Raw genomic sequence first — 12264 nt, 5'->3', positions numbered from 1 at the left:
CCTTTGCAGGTAGCCAGACCGGGCAACGGCTCAGGCCGTTGCCCGGGGCTGAACGTTTCAGAAGTCGACGGTCGCCGACAGTTGCAGGGTGCGCGGCGAACCTTGTGAGAAGGCGCCATAGGACGCGACTCCGGACCAGTACTCACGGTCGAAAACGTTCTGCACCGTGGCCCGGAACGTGGTCGGACGATCCGCGATGCGCGTGGCGTAACGTGCGCCTACATCGAACCGGGTCCAGGGGTCGAGTTCCTGGGTGTTGGCCTGGTTAACGTATTGGCTGCCGGTGTAGATCGCGCCGCTGGTCAGCGTCAAACCTTCGATCCACGGCGTATCCCACTCGGCCCATAAGTTGGCCTGGACCTCGGGCACGCCCACCGGTTTGTTGCCGCGATTGGCAACGGTTCCGGTCTTGGTCAGTTCGGCGTCGAGGACGGTGACGCCACCGAGCAGGCGAGTGCCTTGGGCGATCTCGCCAAACACGTTCAACTCCACGCCCCGGTTGCGCTGTTCACCTTGTACCGAGAACACACCGGAGGCCAGCTCGCCGGCGGGTTTCTTGATCTGGAACAGGCTGAGCGTGGAGGTGAAGGTGCCGTAGTCGACCTTGACCCCGACTTCCTGCTGGCGGGAAATGTACGGCGCGAAGATCTCGCCGGAGTTCGACGCGGTGGCCGGCGCGATGTCGCCCTTGCTCAAGCCTTCGATGTAGTTGTAGTAGAACGACACGTGGTCCCAGGGCTTGACCACCACCCCGAACAGCGGCGTGGTCTCGCTTTCGTCATAAGACGTGGTGACGGCGCCGGCCGCGTTGAAGTTATCGGATTCGATGTTCTGCTTGCGCAGGCCGACAGTGACCTGCAAGCGCTCATCCAGTACCGAAAGGGTGTCGGCCAACGCCACGCCCGACAGTTCTGTCTCGGAAACTTTAAGGGCATCCGGTTCGGCAATGGACGGTTTCGGACGGTCGATCGGGTGGTACATATTCGACAGCACGGCCGGGCCGGAAATGATGCCGCGTTTCAGCTCGTCGCGGTAACGGGTGACCTGCAACGTGGTGCTGTGGCTGATCGGACCGGTGTCGAAGCGCAGGCGGGCACCGGCGTCGACGGTGTAGCGCTCGACTTCGAATTTGTAGTAGCCCGGGATTGAAGAGGTGTCACCCGCGTTGTTGAGAATGGTCGGGGTCTGATCAGACATCCGCTTCACGTCCGACCGGCCGCCACCGGCGTGGGCGAACACGGTCAAGGCGTCGTTGAGGTCGTACTCGGCACCGAGCAGGGCCGATTTATCGCGGGTTTCGGCCCATCCCCAGTCCTGGCTCACGTTGGTGCGGCCGTTGGCGGCGGAGGGAATCTCCACGCCCGAGGCAATGAGAAACGGACGGGACGCGGCGTCGAATTGTTCTTTCTGGCTGATCAGGTCCAGGGTGGTTCGCAGGCGATCACCCTGATAGTCCAGCGAGATGGCGCCGATGTCGACGTCCCGGGATTGATCGTCGATGGCCGTGTCACCTTGCTGGGTGCTGCCGTTGACGCGCACACCGAAGCGGCGTTCTTCGCCGAAGCGGCGGCTGACATCGACGTGCCCGCCGATCTGCGAATCCATGGCGTAGCTGGCGGTGAAACGGGTCAGGTCCTCATCGAGAGAACGCTTGGGGACTACGTTGATCACGCCACCGACACCGCTGTTGGGCGACATGCCGTACAGCAGGGCGCCGGGGCCCTTGATCACTTCGATGCGCTCGGCGTATTCGGTGAAGACCCGGTAGTTGGGTGCAACGCCGTATACACCGTCGAACGCCAGTTCGCCGAGGTTGCCTTCGCCCACCGGGAAGCCGCGAATGAAGAAGGAATCGACAATGCCGCCGGTCTGGCCAGTGGAGCGTACCGAGGAGTCGCGCTCCAGCACATCGGCCACTGTCACGGCCTGCTGATCTTTCATCAACGTCGAGGTGTAGTTGCTGACGCTGAACGGCGCGTCCATCACGTCCTTGTTGCCCAGCATGCCGAGACGCCCGCCACGGGCGACCTGACCGCCCGGGTAGGCTGGCGGCAAGCTGCCCTTGCGACCGTCGGTGCCGTTGATCGTGGTTTCGGCAAGGGTCAGGTCACCCTCGCTGTTGGCCGGGATCGGCGCCAGGGTGTAGCTGTCATCAGTGCGCGGCACTATTTGCAGACCGCTGCCGGACAACAGTCGGGTGATCGCTTCCTGGGTCGAGTACGTGCCGGAAAGCCCCGGACTCATCAGGCCCTCGGTCATCGATGGCTGGAATGACAGCGCAATGCCGGCGTCCACCGCGAACTTCGACAAGGTTGCCCCCAGCGGGCCGGGGGCAATGCTGTAGGCGCGGGTCGCAGTGGCATCCAGTGACGCTGGCGCGGCAAGGGCAACGGGGCAGGCGACGCCGGTCAGGGCAAGGCTTAGCAGCGCGCTGCGGATAGCCAGCTTGAGTGAGCGATCCGAACGCAGAGGGCGTGCAACGAACATGGAGTGATGACCCTTTCGACGAGGTTGAGAAGTTCTTCCTTTCCTTGCCAGTCGAGATCAAAAAAAGTATCACCTGCTCAGCCATTTTTTTTTGCGCGAGGTTCAGGCGGGGGAGAGCGTCACCCAATAACCGCTCAAGTGGCCGGTTGCGAGCACCGGGTAGGTTTGCACCAGCATGTTCAAGGTGCGTTGGGTATCGCTGATGGGAAACGCGCCAGAAATGCGCAGATCGGCAATCGCCGGATCACAACGCACGAAGCCTTTGCGATAACGCGCCAGTTCCGCGACGAAGTCGGCCAGACGCATGTTGTCGGCCATCAGCATGCCTTGGGTCCAGGCGCTGACGGAACGGTCCACCGGGTTCAGCAGGCCGAAAGCCTGCGATGAAAAATCGGTGCGTTGCCCTGCATTGACGATCAAGGGTGTTACGCCGTTGCCACCGGGCAGTTCCACCCTGACAGCGCCGTCCAGCACCGCGAGTTGAGTGCGGGCTTGCAGTTCGCGCACCGTAAACCGTGTGCCTAATGCCTGCATTCGCCCTTGACGGGTGGTCACCAGAAACGGTCGGGACTGGGGGGCTGCATCCGGCGCGGTCTGCACCAGGATTTCACCTTCACGCAAATTGATCAGCCGTTGACGGGCGTCGAACAGCACATCGATCGCCGAATCGGTGTTGAGTGTAATGCGCGAGCCATCGGCCAGCGTCAACTCGCGTTGCTGGCCCACGGAGGTCCGGTAGTCGGCCGACCATTGCTGGGTTTCAACCAGCTTCCAACTGCCCCAACCGGCGGGCAACACGGCCAGTATCATCGCCAGTTTGCCGAGGGCCACGCGGCGCTCGGGATTGCTCGGACGATCCAGCGCCGACATCGCCAATGACGGGGGCAGGCCGCCCAGCTTGCTTTGCAGCAGTTGGGCCCGGCCCCAGGCGCGGCTGCGTTCAGGGCTGCTGACGCGCCAGCATTCCCACTCGGCGCGCTCGGTATCGTCAAGGTCGCCTTCGCTGATGCGCATCAGCCACTCGGCCGCTTCGTCGAGTACTTGTGGATCAATCTGAGTAGGCGTGGCGTAGGTCGACATTCATTCCACCAGCATCAGGCATTGAACGAAGGCCTGTTTCATGTAGCGCTTCACGGTGATCAGCGACACGTCCAGTTGCGTGGCGATGTCGTCGTATTTCAGCCCGCTGATCTGCGACAGCAGGAACGCGCGTTTGACCAGCGGCGGCAGGGCGTCGAGCATCGCGTCGATTTCATGCAGGGTTTCCAGCACGAGGAAACGCAATTCGGGCGAGGGTGCTTCAGGAGCAGGCAACAGCGCGAGGGCATCCAGATAGGCGCGTTCAAGCGCCTTGCGCTGATACCAATTGACCAGAATGCCCTTGGCCACACAGCTCAGGTAGGCGCGGGGTTGTTCAATGACCGCGACCCTGGAGGCCAGTATGCGTGTGAAGGTGTCTTGCGCCAGGTCCGCCGCATCCATGGCGTTGCCCAGTTTTTTGCGCAGCGTGGCGTACAACCAGCCGTGATGGCCGGTATAGAGAGCCTCGATCGCGCGCAGGTGATTGTGATGAGTCGCGGGCAGGGTATCGCTCATGGATGATAATTTTTAGCGATTGAGAAGTATTCCCAATCCTAAGTGACTGCACCCCTGCGGCGCAAGGGGGAGGCTGATCAGTCGCAGCGTGGCGCTTCGTCCGGTTGCAACAGTACTGATCGATAACGCAAGGCGACAATGAGCACCAAGGCCATTGCGTAGGCCAGGCAAACGGTCAGATAGGTGTATTGCAGGCCGTAGACCTGACTGAGCAAACCGCCCAGGGAAATACCTGCGATGGAGGCCAGTTGCGCGGTGCTTTGAGCCACTCCCAGTACGTAGCCCTGTTGCGAACTGTCGACCGTTTTGGAAATCAGCGCCATCAGCACCGGCGTCGTGGCGCCCAGCAGCACGCCCCACAGGAAGTAGGCCATGACAAACACGGCCGGGTTTCGGGTAAGGCCGGCGACGCCGGTCAGGCCGATGCAGCCAATGACAACCCAGGACATTCGCTGCAGGGTTTGCTGTTGGGTCCGGTGTTCGAAGTAGCGTGCCCAGCGGGTCGCCGAAAGGATGAAGCCCAGTGCCAGCAAACCGTAACACAGGCCCGTGACCGAATTGCCGACTTCAAACACCGAGCTGACGTACAACGAAAACGATGTCTGCGGCAGCATCCGCGCCAACAGCAGAATGCCCATTACGCCCAGCAGCGACATCAGGGGCGAGCCCTGCCACACGCCGCGTGCCCGACCCGGCTGCGGCGCAGCATCCACCACCGGCGTTTTTTTCACGGGCGGCACATCCGGCAACGTCACGGCCGCCACCACGGTGCACACCGCGCAGAGCGCCGAAGCGATGAGATTGATCCAGAAAAAAGTCGCGTAATCGAGAATCAGACCGCCGACCACTGCGCCGAGCAACGAGCCGACGTTGGTGGAGATTTGCAGGATCGCAAACAGACGGGCCCGCCGTGAAGGCGCCTCGATACTGACCCCGTAAGCCTGGGCTGGCGCGATATACCCGGCAAAAGCGCCTTGCAGGAAGCGCAGCAGCAGAATCACCCAGATATCGCTGCACAGTGCCAACCCCAACTGAGTCAACGACAAACCGGCCAAGGCACGAATCATCATCAACTTGTGGCCATAACGGTCGCCGATCCGGCCCCAGAAGGCACTGGTCAGCATGATGCCCAGCATCGGGCCGACGTACACGGCGATGCTGGCGAAACTGAACAGCGATTCCGACGAGGTCAGCCCGCGCAGGTAGACCGGCCAGAACGGGCCGCTCATTTCCATCGCCCCCATGGAGATGAGCTGGATCGTGAACAGAAGATAAATCAGGATTCTGACGCTGGAACCCTGAAAAGTGCCTGAATGGAACATCGGTCAGCCTCGGTGGTTGGCCGGCATCCTACGTGCTTTGCCATCGAGGGAAAACCATATCGGGCGTTCTGTATCGGTGTCAGTTGGCAGACGGACAGCCTCGCTTCGCAGTGGTTGCTGCCTGGCTGATCAACGCGGCCAGGCGTTTGACGTTGTTTTGCTGGGCCACCACCAAGTCATCAATGGAGGGGCCTGAAGGCGTCTGCAAGGTGCTGCGGCACGTAATCAGCGTGCTATCGCCTTCGCCGGGATTGCGCAGGCGCCATTTGACGTCGATCAAACCGTACTGCCCGGGAATCGAGTCAAAGCGTTGCACATCCAGACGTACTGACACTCTTCGTTGCGGACTGCTGTTGGCCAGTTGATCCACCAGAGCACTGCGCAACTCGTCCACCAGACTCGCGGCCCACCATTGGGTTTCGAGAATTGCCAGGCCGCTATTGCCCTGACGAATGACGATCTGCGGGCGATCGACCTGGGGCGGTACGCTGAGGCTTTCGATCTGGATTTCCCCGCCGTTGCCTCGTGCGGTGCCGCTCAATTGTGCCGGGGTCAGGGTGTGGAACTGAATCGGGTCACTGCGGCAGGCGGCGAGCAGTAGACACGCAGTGACCAAGGTAATCTTCAGCGGAAAAGCCATGGGTGTTGCTCCTGTGGTCAGTTGCGCGGTGGGCCCTGTAGGTCCGTCGGTGCTGCGTTATTGGGACGACCGCGAATCAGCGACTCTGGATGCCGGCCCAGGTAATCCGAGAGCTCACGCAGGGAGCGCGACATGCGCCCGAGTTCTTCCAGGGTCTGGGTCAATTGCTCGCGTTGCGGCGAGTCTTCGGCAAGGGTCGAGCTGGCCGATTGCAGGGTTTTGCTGACGTCTGCCAGGGTGGTTTGCACGCCAGGCAGGGTCTTGGCGTTGAATTGCGCGAGGCCCTTGCGCAGCTCTACGAGGTTGCTGTCGAGGTTGCCGGCGATGCGCTCGATGGGCAGTTGGTTGATCTTGTTGACCATGCCTTCGAGTTTTTCCTGCAACTGTTCGAGGCTGCCAGGAATGGTGGGAATGCTGACAGGGCGGGCGGTCGGGTCGAACACGACTTTCTCCGCTTTGGGATAGAAATCGAGTGCGATGTACAACTGGCCGGTCAACAGGTTGCCGCTGCGGGCCTGGGCCCGCAGACCGTTTTCGATGAAGCTGCCCATCAACCGTACGCCGGCGGCTTCGTCATTGGGGTCATGCTTCAACGCTTCAAGCATTCTGGCGTGGGCCTGGCCGAGCCGTTGTGGGTAGATCACGATGCCGACGTTGACCGGAAAGCTGCGTTTTTTCGGGTCGAAATCCAGATTGACTGACACGACCCTGCCGAACTCGATGCCGAGGAATTCCACCGGCGCACCGACCTTCAGCCCGCGCAATGCCTGGTCGAAACGCAAACTCAGGAACTGCGCCTTGCCGCTGGGCGGGGCGAGGGCGGTTTGCTGGTCTTCGAACAGCTCGAAGCCTTTGTCCTCTAGCGCCGGTTTATCGTTGGGGCTGTATTCCGGAGCCCTGAACGCGATGCCGCCCACCAAAATGGACGAGAGCGACTCGGTCTTCACCGAAAAACCGTTGGCGCCGACGTTGACATCAATGCCGCTGGCATTCCAGAACCGGGTGTTATCGGTGACGAAGGCATCGTTGGGCGAATGGATGAAGACTTCGAGGTTCACCCCTTTGCCGTCGGCATCCAAGGCATAGGCGACCACTTGGCCGACCGGAATTTTGCGGTAGTAGACGGGGGAACCAATGTCGAGCGAGCCCAGGTCCTGGGTGTGCAGCGTAAAGCGCTTTCCGGGTTCGCCGTAGGTAATGGGGGGCGGATTTTCCAGTCCGGTGAAATTCTTCGACCGGGCATTGGCCTGGCCGATGTCGGCGCCTATGTAGTCCCCGGACAGCAGTGTATCGATGCCCGACACACCGCCAGCACCGATGCGGGGTCGTACCACCCAGAATTGCGAATCTTCGCGGGTGAAACTTTCCGCCTGCTTGGACAGTTTGATGGTGGCGTTGACGCTTTTCTGGTCGCCGCTCAGTTCCACGTCGGAGACATGCCCGATCACCACGTTGCGGTATTTGACTTCGGTTTTGTTGGCGGTCAGGCCGCTACCGGTCTTGAACGTGACGGTGATGGTCGGTCCTTCCTGCAAAATGCTGTGCACCACCAGCGAAATACCCACCAGCACCGCGACAATCGGCACGATCCACACCAATGAAACGCTGTAGCGGCGGGTCTTGATGGGGGCCTGCCCGGGAGCTTGCGGCCCGTCAGCGGCTTGAGACTTCATCCATGACCTCCTCGTTTTCGGAATGTTGCTGATCCCAGATCAGACGTGGGTCGAAACTCATCGCCGACAGCATGGTGAACACCACCACCAGACCAAAAAACAGAATGCCCGCGCGCGGTTCGATATCGGCCAGCGCCTGGAACTTCACCAACGAAGCCACCAGGGCGACCACGATCACGTCAAGCATCGACCAATAACCGATGAGCTCGACGAAACGGTACATTTTTGAGCGCTCCTTGCGCGCCCAATCACTGTCGCGCTGAACGGTCACCAGCAATAACGACAGGGCGACGAACTTGATGCCCGGCACCGCGATGCTGGCAATGAAAATGATCAGGGCGATGTCCCAGGCGCCGTGCTGCCAGAAATCCAGCACACCGCCCATGATTGTGCTGTCCGCGCCGCTGCCGACCATTTTGGTGTTCATCACCGGTAACACATTGGCCGGGATGTAAAACACCAACGATGTGATCAAGTAGGCCCAGGTTCGGGTCAGGGCGTTGGTTTTGCGCCGATGCAGCGGCGCTCCGCAGCGTTCGCATTCGTGGGGGTCGCCGGTCATGTCACAGGCCAGGCCGCAGCTGTGGCAGAGACACAGGTTGAGTTCGCTGGCGACTGGTGGCGTGGTCATAAGACATCCCACAGTTCACGGACATCGCGCCCGGCGATGCGGATCATCATCAGGCTGAGGATGGCCAGGGCGAACAGGCCGATGCCGGGCAGGACGTCGAGCAACCCGGCAAGCTTGATCACCGCGACCATCGCCCCCAGCAGGCAGACTTCCAGCATGCTCCAGGGCCGCAGGGTTTCCAGCCAGCGCATACAGAATTTGAAACCCGGCGAACGACGGGAGGCGAGGGCAAAACTCAGGACCCAGATCAGCAGCAGCAACTGGAAAATCGGCGCGATGATCATGGAGATGGCCGCCACCATCGCGATGAAGGTAATCGGGCCCAGACTCAGGGCCTGCACCGAATCCCACAGCGTCGCGCTGTTTTTCAGGCCTTGCAGGCTGATGCTCATGACCGGGTAGAAATTGGCGAACATCCACAGCATCAGCGCGGTGACGGTCAGCGCCAGCCGCTGCTCCACCGTCAGGCCGTTATAGCGCTGAAGCACGCCGCCGCAGCGCGTACAGAGGGTTTTCTGATGTTTGGCGAGCGTGACTTTTTGATACACGCAGTCGCAGTGCTCGCAGATGATCAGTTGGTCAGTCGTAGCCATAGGCCGCACTCGCCAGGAGGCAGGAAAGTCAGAGCACCTCCTCAATATAGAAGTGCCTTGCGATTGAGCAAATTAAAAGGCGGACTAAGAGCCACTTGCCGGCGATCGGGCCTTGAGTCCTGCACTGATCTTTCGGCCGCCATCGCCAGCAAGCCGGCTCCTACAGGGGGTTTGTGTTCACCCGGTGGATCGGCTGCGCACGGCAATTGTAGGAGCCGGCTTGCCGGCGATTGGGCCTGAGATTTGCGGTGATGTTGAGGGTGCCATCGCCAGCAAGCCAGCTCCTACAGGGGTTTGTGTTTACCCGGTGGATCGGCTGCGCACGGCCATTGTAGGAGCCGGCTTGCCGGCGATGGCGGCCTTGAGACTTGCGCTGATCTTGAGGGCGCCATCGCCAGCAAGCCGGCTCCTACAGGGGTTTGTGTTCACCCGGTGGATCGGCTGCGCACGGCCATTGTAGGAGCCGGCTTGCCGGCGATTGGGCCTGAGATTTGCGGTGATGTTGAGGGCGCCATCGCCAGCAAGCCAGCTCCTACAGGGGTTTGTGTTTACCCGGTGGATCGGCTGCGCACGGCCATTGTAGGAGCCGGCTTGCCGGCGATGGCGGCCTGAGACTTGCGGTTATGTTGAGGGCGCCATCGCCAGCAAGCCAGCTCCTACAGGGGTTTGTGTTTACCCGGTGGATCGGCTGCGCACGGCCATTGTAGGAGCCGGCTTGCTGGCGATCGGGCCTTGAGGCTTGCGGTGATGTTGGGGGCGCCATCGCCAGCAATTTAGCCAAGGATTTCGCGCAGGCGATACCAGAACATGCCGAGGGCCAGCAGCGGTGATCGCAGCTTCGGGCCGCCGGGGAAGGTCATGTGGGGCACGGCGCTGAATACGTCGAAGCCTTGGCTGTGCCCGGCATGAATCACTTCGCCCAGCAGTTTGGCGCACCAGTGGGTCACGTTCAGGCCGTGACCGGAATAACCCTGTGCGTAGAACACGTTCGGATGCTGGCTCAAGCGCCCGACCTGCGGGAAGCGATTGGCGGTGATACCAATCTTGCCGCCCCATTGATAATCAATGCGCACATCGGCCAGTTGCGGGAACACCTTGAGCATTTGCGGGCGCATGTAGGCGGCGATGTCTGCCGGATCACGCCCGGAATAATGGCAGGCACCGCCGAACAGCAAACGCCGGTCCGCCGAGAGCCGGTAGTAATCCAGGCCGACTTTCTGGTCGCACAGCGCCAGGTTCCGCGGGATCAACTGCGTTGCGACGTCAGGCGCCAATGGCTCGGTGGCGATGATGTAGCTGCCCGCCGGAAGCACCTTGCCGCTGAGCTTCGGTTCGAGTTCGTCCAGGTGCGCGTTACACGCCAGCACCAAACTGCCGGCGCGCACCGTGCCACCGGTACAACGCACCTGCACGCTATTGCCATGAATCAACTCCAGCACCGGGCTCTGTTCGAAGATCTGCACCCCAAGCGATCGCGCCAGTCGCGCCTCACCGAGCACCAGATTAAGCGGGTGCAAGTGCCCCGACCCCATGTCCACCAGGCCACCGGCATACACGCCTGAGTTCACCACGTGTTCACGGATCTGCTCCGGCCCGACCAAGCGCGTTTCATGGGCGTAACCCGATTCGAAAAGGCCTTCCTGCTCGGCCTTGAACGCCGCGAACTGTGCCTTGGTATTGGCCAGTTCGCAAAACCCCCAGCGCAGGTCGCAATCGATGCCGTGCTCGAGGATGCGCTTACCCACCAGTTCCACCGATTCGGTCCCCGCGCGCTCCAGGTAACGCACTCCTTCTACACCGACGTGCCGGGCGAAACCACTGACGTCATGGCCAATGCCGCGGATCAACTGGCCACCGTTGCGCCCGCTGGCGCCCCAGCCGATCCGCCGGGCTTCCAGCAAAATCACCGAGAGCCCGCGCTGAGCCAGTTCGATGGCCGTGTTGACCCCGGTAAACCCGCCGCCGACCACGCAGACATCGGCGACAAGGTCCTCTTCCAGCGCAGGGAAGGGCGTCAGCGTATGGGCCGATGCCGCGTAATAGGAACGCGCATGTTCGTGGTTGTACTGATTCATTTGTTGGACTTCACTTTGCTCCAGGAACGGGTCATCAGCCGCATGATCGCCTGGGGCGGGGTGGTCGAGATGTAGAGTTTGTCGAGCACTTCCTGAGGCGGATAAACCTCGGGATTGTTCACCAACTCAGGGTCCATGAATTGTTTGGCGGCCGGGTTGGGGTTGGCGTAACCGACCGAGGCGCTGACCTTGGCGATCACTTGTGGGTCGAGCAGGTAGTTGATGAAGGCGTGCGCCTCTTTCGTGTTGCTGGCGTCGGCAGGAATCGCCAGCAAATCGAACCACAGGTTGCTGCCTTCCTTCGGAATCGCGTAGGCGATGTTCACGCCGTTCTTGGCTTCCTTGGCGCGGTTGGCGGCCTGGAACACGTCGCCGGAATAACCGAACGCCACGCAGATGTCGCCGTTGGCCAGGTCCGACACGTACTTGGATGAGTGGAAGTAGGTGATGTAAGGCCGGATGCTCAGCAGCTTGGCTTCGGCCTTCTTGTAGTCCTCGGGATTTTCGCTGCGCGGGTCCATGCCCATGTAGTTGAGGATCGCGGGGAAGACTTCATCCGCCGAGTCCATCATCGACACGCCGCACTGGCTGAGCTTCTTGATATTTTCCGGTTCGAACAGCACGGCCCAGGAGTCGATGTGATCGATGCCCAGCACTTGCTTGATCTTGTCGACGTTGTAGCCGATACCATTGGTGCCCCACAGGTAAGGCACCGAGTGCTCGTTACCCGGATCGTTTTTCTCAAGCAGCGCCAGCAGTTTCGGGTCAAGGTTCTTGAAGTTCGGCAGCTGTGCGCGATCCAGCTTGAGGAACGCGCCGGCCTTCACTTGGCGCGCGAGGAAGTGGTTGGACGGCACCACCACGTCATACCCGGTACGACCGGCGAGCAGTTTGCCCTCCAGGGTTTCGTTGGAGTCGAAAACGTCGTAGATCACCTTGATTCCGGATGTAGCCTGGAAGTCGGCGAGGGTGGTTTCGCCGATGTAATCGGTCCAGTTGTAGACGCTGACCTGTGGTTGAGCCTGGGCAATAGCGCTGAACAGCAGGGCCAGCGCGACCGGGACCACGGATTTCAATAGACGCATATCGACACCTCTTGGAGTTGTTGGATTCTTCCTGAGTTTTACTGTCCCTCTGTAGGAGCCGGCTTGCTGGCGATGGCGGTGTGTCAGGCGCCATCAATGTTGATTGATACACCGCCATCGCCAGCAAGCCGGCTCCTACAAAGGAAACGTGATCTCATATGA

10 protein-coding genes are annotated in these 12264 nt (G+C 61.0%); all 10 read right to left on the bottom strand.

Annotation, left to right across the window (positions count from 1 at the left end; all coding sequences use genetic code 11):
* Window positions 1-57 precede the first annotated feature (57 nt).
* On the bottom strand, window positions 58-2487 hold the full coding sequence (locus IB254_RS03330) for a TonB-dependent receptor (RefSeq protein WP_192416394.1): 2430 nt from the start codon (window positions 2485-2487) through the stop codon (window positions 58-60).
* A gap of 102 nt (window positions 2488-2589) precedes the next feature.
* Window positions 2590-3567, bottom strand: coding sequence for a FecR domain-containing protein (locus IB254_RS03325; RefSeq protein ID WP_192416393.1), 978 nt, complete (start codon window positions 3565-3567; stop codon window positions 2590-2592).
* A complete protein-coding gene (locus IB254_RS03320; RefSeq protein WP_192416392.1) occupies window positions 3568-4083 on the bottom strand; it encodes a sigma-70 family RNA polymerase sigma factor in 516 nt (171 codons plus the stop codon).
* A gap of 77 nt (window positions 4084-4160) precedes the next feature.
* The gene (locus tag IB254_RS03315) at window positions 4161-5405 is read right to left on the bottom strand and encodes an MFS transporter (protein WP_192416391.1); all 1245 of its coding nucleotides are present in this window, start codon (window positions 5403-5405) and stop codon (window positions 4161-4163) included.
* Window positions 5406-5484: 79 nt separating this feature from the next.
* Window positions 5485-6045, bottom strand: coding sequence for a membrane integrity-associated transporter subunit PqiC (locus IB254_RS03310; protein ID WP_192416390.1), 561 nt, complete (start codon window positions 6043-6045; stop codon window positions 5485-5487).
* Window positions 6046-6062: 17 nt separating this feature from the next.
* The gene (locus IB254_RS03305; protein WP_192416389.1) at window positions 6063-7718 is read right to left on the bottom strand and encodes an intermembrane transport protein PqiB; all 1656 of its coding nucleotides are present in this window, start codon (window positions 7716-7718) and stop codon (window positions 6063-6065) included.
* Window positions 7699-8349: a paraquat-inducible protein A gene (locus IB254_RS03300; RefSeq protein WP_008038428.1), complete on the bottom strand. Its 651-nt coding sequence runs from the start codon at window positions 8347-8349 to the stop codon at window positions 7699-7701. The genes IB254_RS03305 and IB254_RS03300 overlap by 20 nt, the downstream gene beginning before the upstream one ends.
* Window positions 8346-8942, bottom strand: a complete 597-nt coding sequence (locus IB254_RS03295) for a paraquat-inducible protein A (protein WP_192416388.1) — start codon at window positions 8940-8942, stop codon at window positions 8346-8348. The genes IB254_RS03300 and IB254_RS03295 overlap by 4 nt, the downstream gene beginning before the upstream one ends.
* A 773-nt stretch (window positions 8943-9715) precedes the next feature.
* The gene (locus IB254_RS03290; RefSeq protein WP_192416387.1) at window positions 9716-11017 is read right to left on the bottom strand and encodes an NAD(P)/FAD-dependent oxidoreductase; all 1302 of its coding nucleotides are present in this window, start codon (window positions 11015-11017) and stop codon (window positions 9716-9718) included.
* Window positions 11014-12102 (bottom strand): polyamine ABC transporter substrate-binding protein, encoded by a 1089-nt coding sequence (locus IB254_RS03285; RefSeq protein WP_192416386.1) that lies wholly within the window; start codon window positions 12100-12102, stop codon window positions 11014-11016. The genes IB254_RS03290 and IB254_RS03285 overlap by 4 nt, the downstream gene beginning before the upstream one ends.
* Window positions 12103-12264: the final 162 nt, after the last annotated feature.

It is taken from the genome of Pseudomonas sp. PDM03 (assembly GCF_014852385.1).
Lineage (GTDB): Bacteria > Pseudomonadota > Gammaproteobacteria > Pseudomonadales > Pseudomonadaceae > Aquipseudomonas > Aquipseudomonas migulae.
This window is presented reverse-complemented; position numbering and strand designations above follow the sequence as displayed.

Bases quoted from the DNA above. Each gene is read 5' to 3' on its own strand.
- IB254_RS03330 (WP_192416394.1), bottom strand. From the start codon at position 2,487: ATGTTCGTTGCACGCCCTCTGCGTTCGGATCGCTCACTCAAGCTGGCT.
- IB254_RS03325 (WP_192416393.1), bottom strand. From the start codon at position 3,567: ATGTCGACCTACGCCACGCCTACTCAGATTGATCCACAAGTACTCGAC.
- IB254_RS03320 (WP_192416392.1), bottom strand. From the start codon at position 4,083: ATGAGCGATACCCTGCCCGCGACTCATCACAATCACCTGCGCGCGATC.
- IB254_RS03315 (WP_192416391.1), bottom strand. From the start codon at position 5,405: ATGTTCCATTCAGGCACTTTTCAGGGTTCCAGCGTCAGAATCCTGATT.
- IB254_RS03310 (WP_192416390.1), bottom strand. From the start codon at position 6,045: ATGGCTTTTCCGCTGAAGATTACCTTGGTCACTGCGTGTCTACTGCTC.
- IB254_RS03305 (WP_192416389.1), bottom strand. From the start codon at position 7,718: ATGAAGTCTCAAGCCGCTGACGGGCCGCAAGCTCCCGGGCAGGCCCCC.
- IB254_RS03300 (WP_008038428.1), bottom strand. From the start codon at position 8,349: ATGACCACGCCACCAGTCGCCAGCGAACTCAACCTGTGTCTCTGCCAC.
- IB254_RS03295 (WP_192416388.1), bottom strand. From the start codon at position 8,942: ATGGCTACGACTGACCAACTGATCATCTGCGAGCACTGCGACTGCGTG.
- IB254_RS03290 (WP_192416387.1), bottom strand. From the start codon at position 11,017: ATGAATCAGTACAACCACGAACATGCGCGTTCCTATTACGCGGCATCG.
- IB254_RS03285 (WP_192416386.1), bottom strand. From the start codon at position 12,102: ATGCGTCTATTGAAATCCGTGGTCCCGGTCGCGCTGGCCCTGCTGTTC.